This window comes from Streptomyces sp. NPDC048172 (assembly GCF_043202595.1).
In the GTDB taxonomy this organism is placed as follows: Bacteria; Actinomycetota; Actinomycetes; order Streptomycetales; family Streptomycetaceae; genus Streptomyces.
The window spans coordinates 963,960-984,283 of record NZ_JBIDAT010000002.1 but is presented as its reverse complement, the minus strand read 5'-3'; the positions used below and the strand labels follow the sequence as shown (position 1 = coordinate 984,283).

The following is a 20,324-nucleotide window of genomic DNA, read 5'->3' as shown; positions in this document are numbered from 1 at the left end:
CGCAGAATTCCTCGAAGCTCGCATCCGGGAGTCCCATCCCCGCCCCTCCAGCATCGTCGTCCCCACGGATGACACAGCACGCTACCAAACGCGCAATCCTTTGATCACACAGAGCGACCGAACGCCGGGTGCGGCACACTGGACGGATGCCCGGACCTCTGATCGTCCAGTCGGACAAGACCCTGCTTCTCGAAGTCGACCATGAGCAGGCCGACGCGTGCCGTCGTGCCATCGCGCCGTTCGCGGAGCTGGAGAGGGCGCCGGAGCACATTCACACGTACCGGCTGACGCCGCTGGGGCTCTGGAACGCGCGGGCGGCCGGGCATGACGCGGAGCAGGTCGTGGACGCGCTCGTGGCGTACGCGCGGTATCCGGTGCCGCACGCGCTGCTCGTGGACATCGCGGAGACGATGTCGCGTTACGGGCGGCTCACGCTGAGCAAGCACCCGGCGCACGGGCTGGTGCTGACCACCACCGACCGGCCCGTCCTCGAAGAGGTGCTGCGGTCGAAGAAGATCCAGCCGCTCGTCGGGACGCGGGTGGACGAGGACGCCGTGGCCGTGCACCCCTCGGAGCGGGGGCAGATCAAGCAGGTGCTGCTGAAGCTGGGCTGGCCCGCCGAGGACCTCGCGGGGTACGTGGACGGGGAGGCGCATCCGATCGCGCTGGACGAGAGCGGCTGGGCGCTGCGGCCGTATCAGGAGCAGGCCGTCGAGGGGTTCTGGCACGGCGGCTCCGGGGTCGTCGTGCTGCCCTGCGGTGCCGGGAAGACGCTCGTGGGGGCCGGGGCCATGGCGCGGGCCCGCGCGACCACGCTGATCCTCGTCACGAACACGGTCTCCGCGCGACAGTGGAAGCACGAGCTGGTGAAGCGGACCTCGCTCACCGAGGACGAGATCGGCGAGTACAGCGGGACGCGGAAGGAGATCCGGCCCGTCACGATCGCCACGTACCAGGTGCTGACGACCAAGCGGAAGGGCGTCTACCCGCATCTGGAGCTGTTCGACTCCCGCGACTGGGGCCTGATCGTCTACGACGAGGTGCATCTGCTGCCCGCGCCCGTCTTCAAGTTCACGGCGGATCTGCAGGCCCGGCGGCGGCTGGGGCTCACCGCGACCCTCGTACGGGAGGACGGGCGGGAGTCCGACGTCTTCTCCCTCATCGGCCCGAAGCGGTTCGACGCGCCCTGGAAGGAGATCGAGAACCAGGGCTACATCGCACCCGCCGACTGCGTCGAGGTCCGGGTCAGCCTGACCGACTCGGAGCGGCTCGCGTACGCGACGGCCGAGGCCGAGGAGAAGTACCGCTTCTGCGCGACGACGGACAGCAAGCGGAAGGTCACCGAAGCGCTGGTCCGCAAGCACGAGGGCGAGCAGACGCTCGTGATCGGCCAGTACATCGACCAGCTCGACGAGTTGGGCGAGCACATCGGCGCCCCCGTCATCAAGGGCGACACCAGCAACGCGCAGCGCGAGAAGCTCTTCGACGCCTTCCGGCAGGGCGAGCTGTCCTGCCTCGTCGTCTCGAAGGTCGCCAACTTCTCCGTCGACCTGCCGGAGGCGACGGTCGCGATCCAGGTCTCGGGGACGTTCGGGTCGAGGCAGGAGGAGGCCCAGCGCCTCGGGCGCGTGCTGCGGCCGAAGGCCGACGGGCACGAGGCCCGCTTCTACTCCGTCGTCGCCCGCGACACGATCGACCAGGACTTCGCCGCCCACCGCCAGCGCTTCCTCGCCGAGCAGGGGTACGCGTACCGCATCGTCGACGCGCACGAACTCCTCGCGGAGTAACTACACCAGGGCCAGCGTCCCCGGCACGGCCAGCAGCGCGGCGAGGGCCACGAGCCAGCGGAGCGGTGCGTGGCGGCGGCGCCATGGGACGCAGGCGCTGAGCGCGGTCATCGCGAGGAAGACGGTGAGGGCGAGCGAGAGCGCGGAGCTCTGTTCTGCGGCAGCGGTACGGCCGAGCGTGCCCGCCTGACGACCCATCTCGATGCTCCAGGCCCAGAAGAGGAAGAAGGGCCCGGCGAGGAGCAGGGCGCACAGCGGCGCCACCCACCCGTGAGGACCCGCTCCGCCCCGTGGGCGAGACGGGCCGCGCGTTCCTCTTCGGGCTCGGCGTTCGCCGCCGCCCACCAGGCGCGCAGTGCGGTGTCCCCCGTATCGGTCATGGTTCCACTGAACCGCCGTACGGGGCGCGGGTCTTGAGTACGGGTACTCAGCGGTACGGGTACTCAGCGGTGGCGGCGGACGACGCCGGGTTCGTCGCAGGCGCCGAGGACGGCGACGCTGAAGGCGGCGCCCGCGAAGACACGGACGGCGCGCAGGGCACGGGTGGCACGGAGGGCGTCACCGGCACGGCGCCGGGACGACGGGCGGATTCCGGTCGCGGGGGCGTTCACGGTTGCGGTGTTCATGGTTCAAGGATGCGTTCGCGCAGGTCCCGGCACATCGGCCGAAGGTCCGGAACCCCGGTGCCCTTCGTCAGCCGTACGGCTGACCCCGGACCAGGGAGAACCCTGAGAACCCTCCCGGCCCCCCTCAGGGGCGTACGCCGGGGCGGGTCCTAAATTCGTTGGCCCCGCCATCCGCGTCTGGTTAGACTCCCGCACTTGCCCCCTCCCCTCCGGCCCCGCGCGGCCGTGCGGCGGGAGGAGCCTGCCGCACGGAAACCGGCCGGCCGTCCGACACACGTATTCCAGACGTCACCGCACGCGCCCCTGACCGCGTGCGGCCCGGAGGCATGCCCGTGACCAGTGATTCCCTTACGCCCGATCCCCTGGCCCGGGAGCGTGCCCATCTCGCCGGCTCGCGTGCCGCGCTGCGCGCGATGCGGGCCGACGCCGAGGCCCTGGACATCCGCGACGTGACCGCGAACTGGGTCAACGCCGAGGTGCTCCAGTCCGGCCTCGAACAGCGGATCGCCTCGCTCGCCGACCTCGCGCACGCGCCGCTGTTCTTCGGCCGCCTCGACTATCTGCACGACCACGGCGGCGAGGACGGCCACAGCTTCTACATCGGGCGGCGGCACGTCCACGACGCGGACGGCGACCCGATGGTGATCGACTGGCGGGCGCCGGTCTCGCAGCCGTTCTACCGGGCCTCGAAGAAGGACCCGCAGGACGTCGCGCTGCGCCGCCGGTTCGGTTACACGGGCGGCGAGCTGACGGCGTACGAGGACGAGCACCTCACCGACCCCGCGGAGGCCGAGAGGACCAGCGCGCTGCTCCAGGCCGAGATCGAGCGGCCGCGCGTGGGGCCGATGCGGGACATCGTCGCGACGATCCAGCCCGAGCAGGACGAGATCGTGCGTGCCGGGATCGAGGGCACCGTGTGCGTGCAGGGCGCGCCGGGGACGGGGAAGACGGCGGTGGGCCTGCACCGTGTCGCGTATCTGCTCTACGCGCACCGCGAGCGGCTGACCCGCACCGGCACCCTGGTCATCGGGCCGAACGACTCCTTCCTCAGCTACATCGAGCAGGTGCTGCCCGCGCTGGGCGAGCTGGAGGCCCGGCAGACGACCGTGGAGGGGCTGGTCGCCCGCCCGGATGTCCTCGTGCGCGGTACGGACTCCGCCGGGACCGCCCGCATCAAGGGCGACGCGCGGATGGCCGAGGTGCTGCGCCGCGCGGTGCGGTCCGGGGTGCGGATGCCGGACGAGGGGTGCGTGGTGGTACGGGGCTCGCGCCGCTGGCGCGTACCGGCGTACGAGATCGAGGAGATGGTCCGCGAGCTCCTCGCCCGCGGCATGCGTTACGGCGCCGCGCGCGAGGCCCTCCCGCAACGAATCGCGCACGCCGTGCTCGTACGGATGGAGGCGGCGGGCGAGGCGCCGGACGACCGTACGCAGAACGCGGTCGCGCGGAACGCGGAGGTCAAGGCCCTCGTCAAGGCGGTCTGGCCCGCGGTCGATCCGGCGAAGCTGGTGCTGCGGCTGCTGTCGGACGCGGAGTTCCTGGCGGAGCAGGCGGAGGGGATCCTCACGCCGGACGAGCAGAAGCTGCTGCTCTGGGCGAAGCCCGCGCGCGGCGTGCGGTCGGCGAAGTGGTCGGCGGCGGACGCGGTGCTGGTGGACGAGGCGTACGACCTGGTGGAGCGGACCTCCTCGCTCGGCCATGTGGTGCTGGACGAGGCGCAGGACCTCTCCCCGATGCAGTACCGCGCGGTGGGGCGGCGCTGCACGACGGGCTCGGCGACGGTGCTGGGCGACCTCGCGCAGGGCACCACGCCCTGGGCGACGGAGAGCTGGGCCGAGGCCCTCTCCCACCTGGGCAAGCCGGAGGCGGCGGTCGAGGAGCTGACGGAGGGCTTCCGTGTGCCGCGCGACGTCATCGCGTACGCCTCACGGCTGCTGCCCGACATCGCGCCGACCCTGCGGCCCGCGACCTCGGTGCGCGAGTCGCCGGGCGACTTCGCCGTACGTCCGTCCGACGGCCTGGACACCGACATCGTGACCGCCTGCCGCGAGGCTCTCGGCAAGGAGGGCTCGATCGGGCTGATCGCGGCGGAGCCCCGTACGGCCGCGCTGGGCAAGGCACTTGAGGCGGCGGGACTGCCGTACCTCTCCCCCGGCGAGGAGACGAGCCAGGACGTCCGCCTCACCCTGGTCCCCGCCACCCTGGCCAAGGGCCTGGAGTACGACTACGTGGTGCTGGACGAGCCCGCGGCGATCGTCGGGGCCGAACCGGACGAACGCACGGGCCTGCGCCGCCTCTACGTGGCCCTGACCCGCGCGGTCTCGGGCCTGACCGTCCTGCACGCGACACCGCTGCCGGGGGCGCTGGCGGAATAGGGGCCGCCCCCTGGGTCAGGGGGCGGTGGGTGTACGCGCACGAAGCCGGTCCGGTAGGCGATGGCGACGAGCTGGGCGCGGTGGCGGGCGCCGAGCTTGGTCATGATGCGCTGGATGAACGTGCGCACGGTCAGCGGGCTGACGTACAGGCTCTCCGCGATCTCGTCGTTGGTGAGACCTTGGGCGGCCTGGGCCAGGACTTCACGTTCCCGGGGGGTGAGGGACCGGAGTGCGTCCGGTGTGGCGGCGGTGGCGGCGTCGGGACCCGCGAGGTAGCGGGTGACCACGGCGTGGGTCGCCAGGGAGGACAGGACCATGTCCCCGGCCGCCACGGTACGGATGGCGCTGAGCAGTTCGGCGGGGCCGACGCCCTTGCCCAGGAAGCCGCTCACCCCCGCGCGCAGCGCTCCGGTCACGTACTCGTCGGTCTCGAAGGTGGTGAGGATGAGGACACGGGTGTCGCCCAGGGCCGGGTCACCGGTGATCTCCTGCGCGGCGGCCAGACCGTCCTGCCCCGGCATTCTGATGTCCATGACCACGACATCCGGTGCGGTCGTGCGGGTCAGCTCGACGGCCTGGGCGCCGTCGCCCGCGACGCCGACGACGTCCATGTCGTCGCTGGCGTCGATGAGGATCTGAAAGGTGCCGACAAGGAGTGCCTGGTCGTCGGCGAGGAGCACCCGGATGGTCATACGTCGTCCTCGTGGTCGGTGAGCGGGACGCCCGCGGCGTGGGGCGCGTCGGTGGGGAGCTCCGCGACCACCTCGAATCCGGCGCCGGACCTCGGCCGGGCGCGCAGGCGTCCGCCGACGGCCTGGGCGCGCTCCCCCATGCCGACCAGGCCGTATCCGGCCGCGCGTGGCTGCGTCCGCTGCTGCCCGTCGTCGCTGACGGTGAGGGTCAGGAGCCGGTCGGCGTAGGCGAGGCGGACCGAGGCCGTGGTCGTCAGGGCGTGCTTGGTGACGTTGGTCAGCGCTTCCTGGACGATCCGGTACGCGGTGAGGTCGACCCCCGGTGACAGCGGCTGCCGAGCGCCGTCACAGGTGAGGCGGACGGTCAGTCCGGCGTGCCCGAACGAGTCGAGGAGCGCGGGGATCTGGGCCAGGCCGGGTGCGGGTTCCGCCGGGTCCCCGGCATCGCCGGTCTCGCGCAGCAGTCCCACCGTCGCCCGGAGTTCGTTGAGTGCGGAGACCAGGGTGGTGGTGAGGTTGCGCATCACGTACTGCGCCTTGTCCGGCTTGGTGGCCAGCAGATAGTCGGCGGTGGCGGCCTGGGCGTGGGCGAGGGTGATGTGGTGGGCGACGACGTCGTGGAGTTCACGGGCGATACGCATCTGCTCGGCGCCGACCCGCAGGCGCGCTTCGTCCTCGCGCGTGCGTTCGGCGAGTTCGGCGCGTGCTTCCACGGCGGTGACATAGTCGCGTCGGCTGCGGGTGGAGTCGGCCACGGCGCTGGACAGGAGGGTGAAGCCGACGAGTCCGACCTGCTCGGACTGCAGTCGCGTGCCGTCCGGTGCCCAGCTGACGGAGGCGGCCAGCAGGGCGAGGACGCACGCGGCGGTGGCCCGTCCGGCGGTGCGCCGGTCGGTGCGCAGGGCGAGGGAGTACAGCGCCGCCATGGCGGTGGCGGCGACGGTGGAGCCGAACTCGTAGCCCAGCCAGGGGCCCATCGCGCCCAGGACGGCGCCGCACGCGGTGGTGGCGGCCACCGTCAGGCGCGGGAACCCGCGGTGCGCGAGGAAGACGGCGGCCGAGACCGCGGCGACGAACGCCGCGGGCAGCGGCGGCCATTGGGCGATGCGGGGTGGCTGGTCCATGGCGGTGGAGACGGCCGTGACGCCGAAGAGCGCCACGGCGAGCGTGACATCGACGGTCCGGGGATGGCCGCGGGCCCACAGCCGCAGTTCGGCGATCAACGTGATCTCCTTGGCCGGTCGTTGCTTCATCGTCGGCTCGGGTTCCTGGCGGTCGGCCCGGCGGTCGCGGGGCGGTCGCGGGCTATGCGTTCACCGACTCCTCCCGGGGTGTGGTCCGTGCCGGAGGGCCGGGGTCGGCTCCGAGGCGCCGGGTGAGCTTCTCGCCCTCGACGTCCACGTCCGGCAGCACCTTGCCCAGCCAGCGCGGCAGCCACCACGCTGTGCGGCCCAGCAGGGCGAGGACCGCCGGGACGAGGGTCATCCGGACGATGAACGCGTCGAAGAAGACGGCGGCGGCCAGGCCCAGACCCATCATCTTGATCATGGAGTCGGTCATGCCGATGAACCCGGCGAACACCGCGATCATGATGACGGCGGCGGCCACGACGACCCGGGCGCTGTGCCGGAAGCCGGTGACGACGGCCTGAGCGGGCCGCTCGCCGTGCACGTACGCCTCCCGGATGCGGGTCACCAGGAAGACCTCGTAGTCCATGGCCAGGCCGAAGACCACGCCGATCAGGAAGATCGGCATCATGCTCATCACCGGGCCGGTCTGTGCGACACCGAGCAGGTCGGCCAGCCATCCCCACTGGAACACCGCGACGATGACGCCGAACGCCGCGGCGACCGAGAGCAGGAAGCCCAGCGCCGCCTTGAGCGGTACGAGCACCGAGCGGAACACGATCATCAGCAGCAGGACGGCCAGGCCCACGACCACCGCGAGATAGGGGACGAGCGCGGCGGTGACCTTGTTCGAGACGTCGATGTTCATCGCCGTCTGGCTGGTCACCAGCATGGACGCGCCCGCGTCGGCCTCCACCCGGTCCGCTTCGGCGCGGAGGGTCTTGACGAGGTTCTTGGTCGCGGTGGCGCTGGGGCCTGTGCTGGGCACGGCGGAGACCATGGCGGTGTCGCCCGCCTTGTTGAACAGGGGCGGGGAGACGTCCACCACGCCGTCGGTGGCCTTGAGGGTCTTCGTGGCCTGCGCGACGGCCGCCTTCGGGTCATCGGCCTTCTTGGCGTCGATGGCCACGGTCAGGGGGCCGTTGAAGCCGGGGCCGAATCCGTCGGCGAGGGCGTCGTAGGCGCGGCGCTGGGTGGTGGAGGTGGGCTGTGCCTCGTCGCCGGGCAGGCTGAGCTGCAGATCCAGCGCCGGGACGGCGACGACGCCCAGGCCCACGACGCTCAGCAGCAGTGAGGCCAGCGGTCGGCGAATGACGAAGCGCGCCCACCGGCTGCCCGCCGCCTCCTTGGCCCCCGTGGTCTCCTTGGCCCCCGTGGTCTCCTTGGCCCCCGTGGTCTCGTTGGCCCCCGCCGCCTCCTTGGCCGCGGCGGTCGGCTGCCGTGCCGCGCGGTGTGCGCGGGGCAGGACGGCCTGGGGGAAGAACCCCAGCAGCGCGGGCAGCAGCGTCAGCGCGACCAGCACGCCGATCACGACGGTCCCCGCGGCGGCGAGCCCCATCTCGGTCAGCATGGGCACGCCCGCCACGGACAGTCCGGCCAGAGCGATCACGACCGTGGCTCCGGCGAAGACGACGGCGGATCCCGCCGTGCCCACCGCCCGGCCGACGGCCTCTTCGGCCGGGTGCCCTTCGGCTCGTTCCGCCCGGTAGCGCGAGACGATGAACAGGGCGTAGTCGATGCCCACGGCCAGCCCCAGCATGAGCGCCAGGGTGATCGTCGTGGTGGGCAGGCCGAGGGCCATGATCGCGCAGATGCCCGCGCCGAGCCCGACGAGGGCGGTGACCAGCGGCAGACCGGCGGCGACCAGCGCGCGGAAGGTGAGGAACAGCACCAGTGCCGCGACGCCGATGCCGATCAGCTCGGTGACACCGCCGAACTCGGGGCCCGCGTCCACGGCCGACCCGCCGACCTCCACGGTCATGCCCGCGTCCCGGCCGTCCTCGACGGCGTCCATGAGGGCCTTCTTCGTGTCCTCGGTCAGCTTCTCGCCCGGCGCGTCGTAGGTGACGGTCGAGTACGCGGTGCTGCCGTCCTCGCTGACGGCGTCGTCCTCGAAGGGGCTCAGGGCCTCTCTCACCTGAGAACCGGCGCCGACTTCGTCGACGACCCTCTCCACCGCGGCCCTGGTGTCGCCGGCGGTCACCTTCCGCCCGTCAGGGGCCGCGAAGACGATCCGCGCGTCGGCGCCCTCGGAGTTTCCGCCGGGGAAGCGCTCGTCGAGCAGGTCGAACGCCCTCTGCGACTCGGTGCCCGGGACCGTGAAGCCTTCGTCCTCGGCTTCCGGCGCGTTCACCGCGGCGAAGGCGCACGCTCCCAGGAGCACCACCCACAGCAGCGCGAAGTAGCGGCGCCTGCGGAAGGACAGCCGACCGAGTCGGTAGAGCAACGAGGCCATGACGAGGTGCTCCAGTCAGGAGGGAGGAATGCGCGGCGGCGACGGCTGTCTCCGGCCGCTGTGGCTCCATCGTTCGGGGCCGGAGGCGTCATCGTCGTCCCGCACCTGCTGACACCGCGGCGTACTGAAACGGCAGTACGGGCGTCGTGGGAACCGCGCCCCGGAGCGGTGCGGAACCTAGGCCCTGGGCGAGGCGGCCTTGAGTTCCGGGTACTCCGGGAGTCGCCAACCACCGCCCCGGTCCTCCTTCGAGAGCCGCGCGGCGAGATCGGGGATGCGCAGAAGGCAGGCCAGCGCCGTGACGGAGTGGAGCGCGCCGATGGCCGGTCGGCTCCTGGGCATGCCCAGCCGCAGGAGGCGCGGTTTCACCTCGGCCTGGATCCCGTCGGCGAACGGCCGCAGCGTGGACTCGTAGTGCGCCAGGGCCGTGGGCAGGTCGTGCGCATGCCGGTTGATCTCACCGGCCAGGACGTACGCGCCGACCAGGCCGCCGGAGACGCCCATGCCGCTGTAGGGGGAGGCGCAGTGTGCGGCGTCCCCGGCCAGTACCACCCGCCCCTTCGACCAGGTGTCGGTGCGTACCTGCGCGACCTCCTGGGAGTAGAAGCTCTCGGTGGTCCGCATGCCGTCGAGGAACCGCTCGGTCTGCCATCCCGCGTCACGGAACCTGTCCGTCCAGAACTGTTTCTGGCGTTCGACCGGCTCCCGGTGGACGGCTGAGGCTTCCGCGGACTCCTCCCGCAGCACGGCATAGACCTGCGTCTCGGTCGGATTGTGGCTCCTGCGCATGATCATCCGGCCGCCGGGGGCGTTGTAGGTGTCCCGGATGTCGCTGTCCGACGCGATGCGCGGCACGAACCAGTACGCCATGTGGATGCCCACCCGCCAGTACGGCTCGGGGGAACCGGTCGGCAGGATGGCGCGCCGGACGCGTGACCCTTGCCCGTCCGCGCCGACCAGAAGGTCGAACTCGCCGGACGTGCCGTCGGAGAAGTGGGCGACGACGCGCTTCTCGTCCTGCTCGAAGCGCTCCACGCCGATGCCGAAGACGTGGTTGACGTGGTTGCCGTGGTTGACGTGGTCCGCGTCGTGCTTCGTCGCCTCGTGGAGGATGCGCACCAGGTCGCCGCGCATGATCTCGTACTCGGACGTCAGGCTCTGCCGGCCCCGCCCGGTGGTGTTGGCCATGATCGTTGCCCGCGCCTCGCCCTTCGCGTTCACGAAGGCGACCCCCGCCTCGTCGACGAGCGCGCGCCGGACCGCGCCGAGCAGCCCCATGCGCGCGACGGCCTCGATGCCCTGACCGCGCAGATCGACCTGCGCGCCGCTGGCCCGCAGGGCCGGGAAGCGCTCGACGACGGTGACCTCGTGGCCTCCTCCGGCCAGCCAGTACGCCAGTGCCTGGCCGGTGACTCCGCCGCCGCAGACGAGGACCTTCAGGGAGCCGGACGCTGCCGCACGCACCATGGCGCACACCCTTTCTATCGGTGATAGGCACTTTTGCAGCGTCGTCTATCACCGATAGATTGTCAACGTGAAGATGAACCGCGAGACCGTCGTCGCCGAAGCGCTGGACCTGCTGGACGAGGTCGGCCTGGACGCCGTGAGCACCCGGCAGCTGGCCAGACGACTGGGCGTGGAGCAGCCGTCGCTCTACTACCACTTCCGGAACAAGAGTGAGCTGCTCAGCGCCATGGCGGAGGCTGCCGTAGCGCCCCACGCGGCGGCTCCGCTGCCGCAGCCCGCCGATCACTGGCGGGACTGGTTCCTTGAGAACACACGCAGCTTCCGGCGGACCCTGCTGATGCGCCGCGACGGCGCGCGGCTCCACGCCGGAAGCATGCCCGGCGGGGCGGACCTCGACAGGATCGCCCGCAAGATGGACTTCCTGCTCGCCTCAGGGCTGCCGGAGCGGGAGGCCCAGATGGCGATGCTCGCCGCCAGCCGTTACACGGTCGGGTGCGTCCTGGAAGAGCAGGCGAACGCCACCGTCGCCCCCGGCGCCGACCCCGACCCCGGCGCCGACACGGACCACCCGGTCGTCCCGGCGATCGACGAGGAGTCGGCGTTCGAGGCGGGCCTGGCCCTCATCCTGGACGGCCTGGCGCGGCACGCCGAGGCGTGACCCCCGGCCCCCCGTCAGCCGTCCGTGGAGGTGAGCAGCACCTCCACCAGCCCCGGGAACCTCGACTCCAGGTCGTCGCGGCGCAGTTCGACGTAGCGGTTGCGGCCGACGACCCGGGTCGAGGTGACGCCCGCCTCGCGGAGGATCCGCATGTGGTGGGAGATCGTCGACTTGTGGAGGTGCTCCAGGCCCAGCCGCCGCGCGGAGCAGTCGCACTGGACGTCGCTGCGCGCGAAGACGCCGAAGAGGTGCAGCCGCGTCGGGTCCCCGAGCGCGTGCAGCACCTTCACCATCTCGATCTCCTCGATGTCCGGTTGGGGCAGCAGCTCACCTTCGGCCACGCCTCGCACCTCCCTCGCCCGAAACTGTTTGATACTCGTCCAACAATCTCTATTGTTTGACGTACCTCAAACTGTATCCTCCGGGGGAAGGACACCCGTGCGTCTGCGTCTGCTCCTGCTCGCTCTCGGCACGTTCGCCGTGGGCACCGACTCGATGGTGATGGCCGGGATCCTCGGCCGTATCGCCCGCGACATGGACGTCAGCGTCCCCGCCGCCGGGCAGCTGGTCACCGTCTTCGCCCTCTCCTACGCGCTGCTCGCGCCGGTCCTCGCGACCGTCACCGCGCGCTGGCCGCGCCGCCGGGCGCTGCTGGCCGGGATGGCCGTCTTCACCGTCGCCAACGCGCTCAGCGCGCTCGCCACCGACTACCCGTTCCTGCTGGCCACCCGCGTGCTCGCGGCGGCGGGCGCCGCGCTCTACACCCCGACGGCGACGGCCGCCGCCACCCTCCTCGTCGCGCCGGAGCGGCGCGGCAGCGCGATGGCCACCGTGTACGGCGGGATGACGGTGGCCACCGCGCTGGGCGTGCCGCTCGGCACCTACATCGGCCGCAGCGACTGGCGGCTGACCATGTGGCTGGTGGTCGTCCTCGGCGCGCTCGCGCTGGCCGGGCTCGCGGTGCTGCTGCGCGGGCTCCCCGCCCCGTCCGGCGCCCCCGGGCTGCGCGACCGGCTGCGGCCGCTGCGCGACGGTCGGATGCTGGGCGCCGCGAGCACCACGTTCCTCTTCCTCCTGGCCGTGAACGCGGTCTACATCTACCTCGCCACCGCCGTGCACGACGCCACCGGCGGCCGCGCGGCGCAGCTCACCCTGGTCATGCTGACGACGGGCCTGGCCTCGGTCGCCGGGAGCTGGCTGGGCGGCCGGTTCGTCGACCGCCTCGGCGCCCGTACGGTCCTGCTCACCGGCGGCACGGCCCTCGTCCTGGCCTTCGCCGCGCTGCCGTGGCTCGGCCGTACGATGCCCGGCGCGCTCACGTACGCCGTCGCCGCGCCGCTCGCCGGGTGGATCGTGGCCGTCGCGCTCGCGCACCGCATGTCCTCCCTGGACCCGGCCAGCACGCCGCTCCTGCTCTCCCTCAACAGCAGCGCGCTCTACCTGGGCGTCGCGGCGGCGGGCGGCGTGGGCAGCCTCTCCCTCACGGCGTTCGGGGAGCGCTGGTTCCCGCTGACGTCGGCCGCCGTCGCCCTGGCCGCGCTCGCGCTCACGGCGGTGACGACGGCACGCGGGCGCACGCGGCTCCCGGAGCCCGCGGAGCACCCGGACCCCCCCCGTACCCCCTCCACCCCTTCCGCGCGGGAGCGGACGCCCGCATAAGGTGACGCGATGAGCACCCTGTCGTACGCGGACGTGAAGGCGGCGGCCGACCGTGTCGCGGGCCATGTGCGCCCGGTGGCCGTCGCCCCCGGCGATCCGGACGGGCCCGCGCTGGCCCTGGAGTTCCTGCAGCACACCGGCACCTTCAAGGCGCGCGGCGCGCAGAACTTCCTGCTCGCGCACCGCGAGTCGGGCACCCTCCCCGACGCGGGCGTCACCCTCGCCTCCGGCGGCAACGCGGGCCTGGCCAACGCCTGGGCCGCCGGACGCCTCGGCGTCCCCGCCACCGTCTTCCTCCCGGAGACGGCCCCGCCCGTGAAGGTCGCGCGGCTGCGCGGGTACGGCGCCGAGGTCCGGCTCGCCGGGTCGGAGTACGCGGAAGCGGCCGCGGCCTGCGAGGAGTTCGCGGACCGTACGGGCGCGCTGCGCTCCCACGCCTACGACCACCCCCTGATCGCGGCGGGCGCGGGCACGCTCGTGGACGAGATCCTGGAACGGTCGTCTTCCACGCCGGACACGCTGATCGTCTCGGTGGGCGGCGGCGGCCTCTTCGCGGGCGTCGCGACGGCCGCCCACCACCACGGCGTCCGTACGGTCGCCGTCGAGCCCGAGCACTGCCGCGCGCTCCACGCGGCCCTGGAGGCGGGCGCGCCCGTGGACGTCCCCGTCGACTCGGTCGCCGCCGACTCGCTCGGCGCCCGCCGCGCGACCCCGCTCGCCCTGGCGGCGGCCCGCGCCTCCGGCGCCCCCTCGGTGCTGGTGCCGGACGCCGAGATCGTACGGGCGCGGCGCGCGCTCTGGGACGGGCACCGCGTCGCAGTCGAGCACGCGGCGGCGACGGCGCTGGCGGCGCTGACCTCGGGGGCGTACGTCCCGGAGGACGGCGAGCGCGTCACGGTCGTCCTGTGCGGCGCGAACACGGACCCGACGGACCTCGCGGGGCCCGCGAGCTGAGGGCTGCCGCCCGCTCGGGGCCGTGCAGAGACTGCCCCTGACCGTGCTTCGCGGGGTGCGGGCGCGCTGCGCTTGCGCGCGCAGTTCTCCGCGCCCCTCACGGGGCGCTCAGGCGCGGGGGACCTCCACGAACCACTCCCGCCCCAGCACCAGCGCGAACAGCGGTGCGGGCAGCCGCACCAGGGCCCGCCACACGGCGGCCATCCGGCCGTGGCCGCCCACCGCGGAGGTGTGCGCGGCGAGCGCGTCCCGCTTGCGGCGCGCGTACCGCCCGACGCGGAGCGTGTGCGTGATCGCCTCGCGCGGGCTGAACGCGGCGCGCAGCGCGGCCGGGTCGTGCCGGAAGGGGATCCGCAGCAGCCGTACGAGCCGCACCAGGCGGGCCACGACGTCGCGCGGGATCGTGGCCTCCAGCAGCCGTACGCCGCCGTCGAGTTCGGCGGCGCGGCGCCCGACCTCGTGCACCTTGACGTGGTCGGGGTGGCCGTAGCCCCCGTTGGGGTCGTAGCTCAGCAGCACGTCGGCGCGCTCCTCCGCGAGCACCGCCGCCAGCCGCCCGGCGGCCTCCTCCAGCCCGGCGCGGACGAACCGCTGCCGGTCCGGCGGGTCCGGGTACAGCACCGGGCCGTGCCCGCTGTCCGCGTACCCCAGGTGCACCACGCGGGCCACGCCCAGCACGTCCGCGCTGGCCTGCAACTCCCGCAGGCGCGGCGCGGTCTCCCCCTCCGGCACCGGGCCCATCAGCCCGTCGGCGGCCACCACGACGACGACCCGGTGCCCCTCCGCGGCGGCGCGCGCGAGCGTCCCCCCGGTGAGCAGCACCTCGTCGTCGGGGTGCGCGTGGAAAGCGACCAGAACGGACATGCCTACGCCTCCGCTTCCGCGTCGCCGGGTTCCTGGACGTTCGCCGGGGTCGCGACGGGCGTGAGGTGGGTCAGCGCGCACAGCCAGCCGCCCGCGCGCCGCACGAACACATCGGTCGTCCACTCGTCGGCGTCGTAGCGCTGCCCCCGGTAGTGCGCCGTGTTGGTGATACGGCCGGTGACGACGGCGGTGTCGCCGTAGACCCGGATCCGGGGCGGCCCCACGAAGCGCATCGCCGAGTGTGTCAGGTCCCCCGACGCGACGAGCGCGAGGAACTGCTCCCTGGTGGCGGGGCCCGTCGCGCCGACGATCGTCCACTCCTCGGCCATGAAGGCGCCGATCCGCGCGGCGTCGTCGGAGACGATCGCCTCCGCCCAGTCCTCGGCGACGCGCAGCAGCAGCGCGTACTCCTGCTCGCTCGCTTCACCCGTTTCGTGCGTCATGGGGGGATTATCGGGCGCGGCCCCCGCCGGTGATCGCCGTTCGGCGAGATTCCGCGCGAACGACGGTACGGCCGCACCTCCGCCGCCCGTACCGTCACCCGTACCGTCGTTCGTATGGGTTGTGGTTCGGAGATCCGGGACGGTTACCTGACGGCGGCCGAGAGCGCCCTCGAACTGCTGCGCGCACGCGCCGTGGCCGAGGCGTGGGAGGAGCCAAGCGCGCTGGAGGGGTACAGCGTGGGCGGGCTCGCCGCGCATCTCGCGAACCAGATCCTCCAGGTCCCCGAGGTCGAACCCACCGCACCAGGGACCCCCGTTCCGGTGCTGGAGCACTTCACCCGCGCGCCCTGGTTCGGCCGGGACGACACCGCGCGCGAGGTGAACGACGCGATCCGTACGGCGGGCGAGGACGCCGGACGCGACGGCCCCGCGGCGCTCGTCGCGCGGACCGCCGCGGCGCTGGAGGAGGTACGGGCGCGGGTGGACGCGGCCCCCGACGACCTCGTCGTCCATCTGCCGCGCGCGGGCTGGGACCTGACGTACGACGACTTCCTGCTGACGCGCCTGATGGAACTGGCCGTGCACGCCGACGACCTCGCCGTCAGCGTGCGCGTACCGACCCCCGGGCTGCCGGAGCCAGCGCTCCTGGCCGTCACCGACCTGCTGTCGCGCCTCGCCGTGCGGCGGCACGGCGCGCTGCCGGTGCTGCGCGCGCTCTCCAGGACGGAGCGCGCGCCGGGCTCGGTCTCGGCGTTCTGAGGGTGCCGGGGGCCGTTACGGCCGTGGCCGCCAGTCGGCGATGAGCTGGAGGAGGCCGGGGAAACGGGCCTCCAGGTCGTCGATGCGGACCTGGTTGCGCCGCGAGAGGCCGTACTGGCGCTGCCGGATGAGGCCCGCGTCGCGCAGCGCCCGGAAGTGGTGCGTGAGCGAGGACTTGGGGCGATCGAGCCCGAACCAGGTGCAGGCGTGGTCGTACTCCTCGGCCTCCAGCAGCAGCTTGCGCACCACACCCAGCCGCAGCGGATCGCTCAGCGCCGCCATCACGACCTCCAGCCGGATCTCGTCCCGCGCGGGCTCCGGCAGCGGCTCGGGAACCTCGCCCTCGCCGGAGGGCGGAGGCGGCATACGGAACGCGGTCGGGTTGGCGGTCGGGTTGGCGGTGGCGGTGGCGGTCATGGGGCGGCTCCTCTCGCGCGGCACGGCACCATTGTACGAGTTGATTCGTACCGCCGGGCGGTGGTACGACTTCTCTCGTACCGACTGTACGAGTCTCTTCGTACCGCTTCCCCTGGAGCCTGGAGCCCCCATGCCCGCGTCCGTGTCGACACCCCTGTCCGTGCCGCCGTCCACCGAGGCCCCTACCCCCTCCCGCCGCTGGGTCCGGCTGGCGGCCTGGCCCGTCGTCGCCGTACTGGCCCTCTCCAACGAGCCCGCCCCGCTCTACGTCCTCTGGCAGCGCGACCTCGGCTTCTCCTCCGCGACCCTCACCCTGATCTACGCCTTCTACATCGCGGGGCTCCTGGGCACCCTCACCGTCGCGGGCACCCTCTCCGACCGCTTCGGGCGCAAGCCGGTGCTGGTCCCCGGCCTCCTCCTCGGCATCGTCGCCGGGGCGCTCTTCGCCACCGCCCACTCCGTGCCCGCGCTCGCCCTGGCCCGGCTGCTGAGCGGCATCGCGGTCGGCGCCTTCCTCTCCGCGGGGCTCGCGGCCGTGACCGATGTGGCCGACCGCGCGGACAAGAGGTTCGCCGGGCTCGTGGCGTCCTCGTCCATGGTCGGCGGCGCGGCGGTCGGCCCGCTGCTCGCCGGAGTGCTGTCCGAGACACTGCCGGGCCCGTCGGTGACGGTCTTCGTCGTCCAGATCGCGCTGCTGCTGGCGGCACTGCCGGTCGTGCTGCGGATGCCGCTGCCGCGGCCGGAGGGGCGGCCGGGCCTCACGGGAGGCGGTTGGATACGGATCCCCAACGCCCCGCGCCCGCACCGCCGTCAGCTCCTCCTCGGCCTCGCGGTCTTCGCGCCCGCCATCGCCGCGACCGGCTTCGTGCTCTCGCTCGGCCCCACGCTGCTGGCCGACCTGCTCCACACGAGCAGCCGGATCCTGTCCGGGGTCACGATCTTCGGGCTCTTCGCGGCGGCGACGGGCGTCCAGTTCGCCGCGCGCCGCCTCCGTACCCGTACGGACCTGCTGGCCGGTGCCGCGCTCACCGTGACGAGCATGGCCGCGCTCGCCCTCGCCGTCGCGACCACCTCGGTGCCCGCGCTGCTGGCCTCGGCCGTACTGGCGGGCCTGGGCCAGGGCCTCACCCAGCTCGGCGCACTGACCATGCTCAGCGCGAACGTCCCCACGTCCCGCCTCGCCGAGGCGAACGCGGCACTCACCGCCGGGGGTTACCTCCTCGCGGGCCTCCTCCCGGTGGCGGCGGGCACGGTCAGCGACGCGACGACCCTGACGACGGGCACGACCGCCTTCGCTCTCGCGGTCACGACCCTGGTGACGACGGGAGCGCTGACGGTCCTACGAGCGGACCGCACGCCCTGACACAGGAAGGCGCTCCCGGTCACGACACGTCGGGGCTTGCCCCCTCAGGGGCGCGGGGAACTGCGCGCCAAGCCACGACGCACTCGCACCCCGCGAACCACAGCCCGGGGCACCCCGAACCCGGCTCCCACTTCGGGGGCTCAGGCGTCGAGGGCGTCGCGCCACACTCGTACGGAGGACGCGCCGACCGGCCCGGCCCACCCGCCGGGCCGGGCGGCGCCCCCGATGTGGAAGGCGGTGATCCCCGCCTCCCGCAGACCCGGCAGCCGCTCCAGCGTGAGGCCGCCCCCGACGAGGATCGACGCCCCGTAACCGGGCTCGCCCGCACGCGTACGGGCCGCCTCCTCGTACAGCGTCTCCAGGCCCTCGCCGACACCGTCCGGCGAGCCCGCAGTCAGATACGTGTCCAGGCCGCCACGGCCCGGCGCCCCGGCCCCGGCCGGCACCTCGGCCCCGACCCCGGCCTCAGCAAGCTGCTTACGCAGCGCCGCACGGTCGGCGGCGCGGTCGACCGCCCGGTGGAACGTCCAGCGGCAGCCCCGGATCTCCTCGGCCAGCGCCCCGATCGCCGCCATGTCCGGCTGCCCGGCCTCGTCGAGGAAGCCCAGCACGAACTCCTCGGCCCCCTCGGCACGCAGCTCGCGCGCCCGCGCGCACAGCGCCGCGACACCCGCCTCTCCCCCGGCGGAGAAGCCGTCCGCGAGCCGGAGCATCACGCGCGCCGGGATGTCGCACGCGGCGCGGATCGCGGCGAACGTCTCACGCGTGGGCGAGAGGCCGTCGGCGGCGATGTCGCTGACCACTTCGAGGCGGTCGGCGCCTCCGGCCTGCGCGGCAGCCGCGTCCTCCGCGCTGAGCGCGATCACCTCAAGGATTGGTCTAGACATATCGCACACACTGCCATACCCCGGGTAGCCCTGGAAGACACGGATCACTCCGGAAGAGAATTGTCGCCATGACCGCGCCCGCCGCACGTACACCCCACGACCCTGACGACCTGCACGCCGTCCTCCTGTCCCGGTGGAACGCGCTGCTCCTACGGGCCCGGGGCGGTGCCACGAGCCCCGACCCCACACCGTACGGGCAGGAGCTGCTCGGCCGCTGGTCCGAGCCCCAGCGCCGTTATCACGACCGCTCCCATCTCCTCGCCGTCCTCAACCGGGTGGACGAGCTGGCGCCGCACGTCTCCGGCGACCCGGGGTTCGACCTCGACGCGGTGCTGTTCGCCGCCTGGTTCCACGACGCCGTCTACCGCCCCGACCGCAGCGAGAACGAGGAGCGCAGCGCCCACCTCGCCGAGCGCGCCCTCCCCGAGGCGGGCGTCGCCGACGCGCTGACCGCCGAGACGGCACGCCTGGTCCGCCTCACCGTCACCCACGACCCGTCCCCCGGCGACACCAACGGCGCCGTGCTCTGCGACGCCGACCTCGCCGTCCTCGCGGGCTCCCCCGAGGAGTACGCGCGCTACGCGTCCGACGTCCGCGAGGAGTACGCCTTCGTCCCCGACCCCGTCTTCCGCGAGGGCCGCGCCGAGGTCCTGCGCCAGCTCCTCGCCCCCGAACGGCTCTTCCGCACCCGCTACGGCCGGGACAACTGGGAACACACCGCCCGCCGCAACCTGAGCACGGAACTGGAGCTGCTGACCTAGCCGCTGAGCCGCCGGCCCCGCCGTATACGCTCGCGCACGCCCGTCTCAGGTCCACAGGGGGAAGGTCATCATGCCACTGCGCTGCGCCGTGCTCGACGACTACCAGGGGGTCGCCACGACCCTCGCCGACTGGAGCCCCCTGAGCGGCCAGGTCGAGGTCACCAGCTTCCGCGAGCACCTGGCGACCGAGGACGAACTGGCCCGGGCCCTGGCGGACTTCGAGTTCGTAGTCACCCTGCGCGAACGCGTCCCCTTCCCCGCCAGCCTGCTGGACCGCCTCCCCCGCCTCAAGCTGCTCATCGCCTCCGGAATGCGCAACTCCGTCATCGACTACGCCCACGCCGAACACCTCGGCATCACCGTGTGCGGCACGCAGAGCACCCAGGCGCCCCCGGTAGAACTCACCTGGGCCCTGCTCCTGGGCCTCGCCCGCAACCTGGTGACGGAATCCGAGGCGCTGCGCACGGGCGGCCCCTGGCAGTCCACGATCGGCGCCGACCTGACCGGGCGCCGCCTCGGGCTGCTCGGCCTCGGCAAGACGGGCGCCCGGATGGCCCCGATCGGCGCGGCGTTCGGCATGGACGTCGTCGCCTGGAGCCAGAACCTGACCCGCGAACGCGCCGAGGCCGCAGGCGCGCAGCTGGCAGCCTCGCAGGAAGAGCTCCTGGAGAGCGCCGACTTCGTCTCCGTACACCTCAAACTGAGCGACCGTACGCGCGGCCTGCTGGGCGCCCCCGAGCTGGCGCTGATGAAGCCGACGGCGTACCTGATCAACACCTCGCGCGCCGCGATCGTGGACCAGGAAGCGCTGCTGGCGGCTCTGCGCGAGGGCCGCATCGCAGGCGCGGGCCTCGACGTCTTCGACACCGAGCCTCTCCCCCCGGACCACCCTCTCCGCACGGCCCCGCGCGTCCTCGCCACCCCGCACCTGGGCTACGTCACGGAGGCCAACTACCGCACGTACTACGGCCAGGCGGTCGAGGACATCCAGGCCTACCTGACGGGTTCGCCGGTACGGGTACTGGGCTGA

Annotated in this window: 20 protein-coding genes; 9 read left to right on the top strand and 11 right to left on the bottom strand. The window is 73.2% G+C overall.

The annotated features are described in order from the left end of the window. Nucleotides 1-146 precede the first annotated feature (146 nt). A complete protein-coding gene (locus ACGF3A_RS13120) occupies nucleotides 147-1,787 on the top strand; it encodes a DNA repair helicase XPB (protein ID WP_393728878.1) in 1,641 nt (546 codons plus the stop codon). On the opposite strand, the gene ACGF3A_RS13115 is transcribed toward ACGF3A_RS13120, so the two are convergent. Next, a complete protein-coding gene (locus ACGF3A_RS13115) occupies nucleotides 1,788-2,051 on the bottom strand; it encodes a hypothetical protein (RefSeq protein WP_393728876.1) in 264 nt (87 codons plus the stop codon). A gap of 179 nt (nucleotides 2,052-2,230) precedes the next feature. Further along, on the bottom strand, nucleotides 2,231-2,413 hold the full coding sequence (locus tag ACGF3A_RS13110; RefSeq protein WP_393728874.1) for a hypothetical protein: 183 nt from the start codon (nucleotides 2,411-2,413) through the stop codon (nucleotides 2,231-2,233). A 326-nt stretch (nucleotides 2,414-2,739) separates the two neighbouring features. On the opposite strand from ACGF3A_RS13110, the gene ACGF3A_RS13105 reads away from it, so the two are divergent. Next, entirely contained in the window at nucleotides 2,740-4,788 is a 2,049-nt protein-coding gene (locus tag ACGF3A_RS13105) for a HelD family protein (RefSeq protein WP_393728872.1), read from the top strand. Here ACGF3A_RS13105 and ACGF3A_RS13100 read toward each other — a convergent pair. The 4 genes from ACGF3A_RS13100 to ACGF3A_RS13085 form a co-directional block, all read right to left on the bottom strand. Continuing rightward, nucleotides 4,710-5,480, bottom strand: coding sequence for a response regulator (locus tag ACGF3A_RS13100; RefSeq protein WP_393728870.1), 771 nt, complete (start codon nucleotides 5,478-5,480; stop codon nucleotides 4,710-4,712). The two genes, ACGF3A_RS13105 and ACGF3A_RS13100, sit on opposite strands and share 79 nt — an antisense overlap. Beyond that, nucleotides 5,477-6,733: a sensor histidine kinase gene (locus ACGF3A_RS13095; RefSeq protein ID WP_393728868.1), complete on the bottom strand. Its 1,257-nt coding sequence runs from the start codon at nucleotides 6,731-6,733 to the stop codon at nucleotides 5,477-5,479. Before ACGF3A_RS13095 ends, ACGF3A_RS13100 begins: the two co-directional genes overlap by 4 nt. A gap of 52 nt (nucleotides 6,734-6,785) precedes the next feature. Then, entirely contained in the window at nucleotides 6,786-9,062 is a 2,277-nt protein-coding gene (locus ACGF3A_RS13090; RefSeq protein WP_393728866.1) for an MMPL family transporter, read from the bottom strand. Nucleotides 9,063-9,239: 177 nt separating this feature from the next. Then, entirely contained in the window at nucleotides 9,240-10,529 is a 1,290-nt protein-coding gene (locus ACGF3A_RS13085; RefSeq protein ID WP_393728864.1) for an FAD-dependent monooxygenase, read from the bottom strand. A 73-nt stretch (nucleotides 10,530-10,602) separates the two neighbouring features. On the opposite strand from ACGF3A_RS13085, the gene ACGF3A_RS13080 reads away from it, so the two are divergent. Continuing rightward, nucleotides 10,603-11,187 carry a TetR/AcrR family transcriptional regulator C-terminal domain-containing protein gene (locus tag ACGF3A_RS13080; protein WP_393729123.1) on the top strand — a complete coding sequence of 195 codons (585 nt, stop codon included), beginning with the start codon at nucleotides 10,603-10,605 and terminating at the stop codon, nucleotides 11,185-11,187. Between the two features lie 14 nt (nucleotides 11,188-11,201). Here the strand turns inward: ACGF3A_RS13080 and ACGF3A_RS13075 are convergent, their stop codons facing one another. Beyond that, complete coding sequence (locus ACGF3A_RS13075; protein WP_393728862.1) at nucleotides 11,202-11,528, bottom strand: ArsR/SmtB family transcription factor; 327 nt, start codon at nucleotides 11,526-11,528, stop codon at nucleotides 11,202-11,204. 97 nt (nucleotides 11,529-11,625) lie between these two features. On the opposite strand from ACGF3A_RS13075, the gene ACGF3A_RS13070 reads away from it, so the two are divergent. Continuing rightward, complete coding sequence (locus ACGF3A_RS13070; protein WP_393728860.1) at nucleotides 11,626-12,846, top strand: MFS transporter; 1,221 nt, start codon at nucleotides 11,626-11,628, stop codon at nucleotides 12,844-12,846. A 9-nt stretch (nucleotides 12,847-12,855) separates the two neighbouring features. Further along, a complete protein-coding gene (locus ACGF3A_RS13065; protein ID WP_393728858.1) occupies nucleotides 12,856-13,800 on the top strand; it encodes a serine/threonine dehydratase in 945 nt (314 codons plus the stop codon). A gap of 108 nt (nucleotides 13,801-13,908) precedes the next feature. Here ACGF3A_RS13065 and ACGF3A_RS13060 read toward each other — a convergent pair whose 3' ends face one another. Next, nucleotides 13,909-14,664 carry a PIG-L deacetylase family protein gene (locus ACGF3A_RS13060; RefSeq protein WP_393728856.1) on the bottom strand — a complete coding sequence of 252 codons (756 nt, stop codon included), beginning with the start codon at nucleotides 14,662-14,664 and terminating at the stop codon, nucleotides 13,909-13,911. 2 nt (nucleotides 14,665-14,666) lie between these two features. Beyond that, nucleotides 14,667-15,107, bottom strand: coding sequence for a nuclear transport factor 2 family protein (locus ACGF3A_RS13055; RefSeq protein WP_393728854.1), 441 nt, complete (start codon nucleotides 15,105-15,107; stop codon nucleotides 14,667-14,669). Between the two features lie 114 nt (nucleotides 15,108-15,221). On the opposite strand from ACGF3A_RS13055, the gene ACGF3A_RS13050 reads away from it, so the two are divergent. Further along, a complete protein-coding gene (locus tag ACGF3A_RS13050; protein WP_393728852.1) occupies nucleotides 15,222-15,866 on the top strand; it encodes a maleylpyruvate isomerase N-terminal domain-containing protein in 645 nt (214 codons plus the stop codon). A gap of 15 nt (nucleotides 15,867-15,881) precedes the next feature. Here ACGF3A_RS13050 and ACGF3A_RS13045 read toward each other — a convergent pair whose 3' ends face one another. After that, complete coding sequence (locus ACGF3A_RS13045) at nucleotides 15,882-16,283, bottom strand: ArsR/SmtB family transcription factor (protein ID WP_393728850.1); 402 nt, start codon at nucleotides 16,281-16,283, stop codon at nucleotides 15,882-15,884. A gap of 130 nt (nucleotides 16,284-16,413) precedes the next feature. On the opposite strand from ACGF3A_RS13045, the gene ACGF3A_RS13040 reads away from it, so the two are divergent. Further along, nucleotides 16,414-17,646 carry an MFS transporter gene (locus ACGF3A_RS13040; RefSeq protein WP_393728848.1) on the top strand — a complete coding sequence of 411 codons (1,233 nt, stop codon included), beginning with the start codon at nucleotides 16,414-16,416 and terminating at the stop codon, nucleotides 17,644-17,646. A 140-nt stretch (nucleotides 17,647-17,786) separates the two neighbouring features. Here ACGF3A_RS13040 and ACGF3A_RS13035 read toward each other — a convergent pair whose 3' ends face one another. Then, nucleotides 17,787-18,533 (bottom strand): copper homeostasis protein CutC, encoded by a 747-nt coding sequence (locus tag ACGF3A_RS13035; RefSeq protein ID WP_393728846.1) that lies wholly within the window; start codon nucleotides 18,531-18,533, stop codon nucleotides 17,787-17,789. A gap of 68 nt (nucleotides 18,534-18,601) precedes the next feature. Between ACGF3A_RS13035 and ACGF3A_RS13030 the strand changes: the two genes are divergently transcribed. Together ACGF3A_RS13030 and ACGF3A_RS13025 are read left to right on the top strand one after the other, a co-directional pair. Continuing rightward, nucleotides 18,602-19,294 (top strand): hypothetical protein, encoded by a 693-nt coding sequence (locus tag ACGF3A_RS13030; RefSeq protein WP_393728844.1) that lies wholly within the window; start codon nucleotides 18,602-18,604, stop codon nucleotides 19,292-19,294. Between the two features lie 70 nt (nucleotides 19,295-19,364). Next, on the top strand, nucleotides 19,365-20,324 hold the full coding sequence (locus tag ACGF3A_RS13025) for a D-2-hydroxyacid dehydrogenase family protein (RefSeq protein WP_393728842.1): 960 nt from the start codon (nucleotides 19,365-19,367) through the stop codon (nucleotides 20,322-20,324).